The following is a 638-nucleotide window of genomic DNA, read 5'->3' as shown; positions in this document are numbered from 1 at the left end:
CTGTGGGTGAAGTAGCTGTGGCGGACCCGGCGGCGCTCGTCGGGGTGATCAGCGACCAGAGGACCGGGCACGGCATCCCGCACACCCTCGCTTGCCGCGCGCTCGGCGTGTCCGAAGCGTGGTTCTACAAGTGGAGACGCCGCCCGGCCGAGCCGACAGGCCGTGAAGTGCGGCGCGGGCGGCTGGAGAAGAGGATCACGCACTTCTTCGACCGCTCGGGCGGGACGTACGGCTCCCCGAGGATCACGCTCGACCTGTGGGCCGAGGGCTGGAAAGTCTCGGTGAACACCGTCGCGGACATCATGGCCGGCCTCGGGCTCCAGGGCCGCAAGCCCCCGCGCGGGCACCGCTCGCTCACCCGGCAGGGCAAGCGGAAAGCCGCCCCCGACCTGGTGCACCGCCGCTTCGACGCGATCGCGCCCAACGTGCTGTGGGCAGGCGACATGACCGAGATCGACACCGGGGAGGGCAAGCTGTACCTGGCCACGGTCATCGACCTGTTCTCCCGCCGGCTGCTGGGCTACGCGATAGGAGCCCGCCACGACGCTGCCCTGGTCGCCGCGTCACTGAAAATGGCGGTCGCCACACGCGGCGGTTCGGTGGACGGCGTGATCTACCATTCCGACCGCGGCAGCGAG

The 638-nt window shown here is 70.5% G+C and carries 1 protein-coding gene; it reads left to right on the top strand.

What is annotated here, in order from left to right; genetic code table 11:
- Nucleotides 1–638 (top strand): IS3 family transposase (locus tag ABCR83_RS32740; protein ID WP_462698905.1); only part of this gene is annotated, 638 nt, incomplete at both ends.

This window comes from Streptomyces xingningensis, assembly GCF_054957865.1.
Note: the sequence above shows the minus strand (reverse complement) of the source record. Positions and strands in the feature narration are given on the sequence as shown.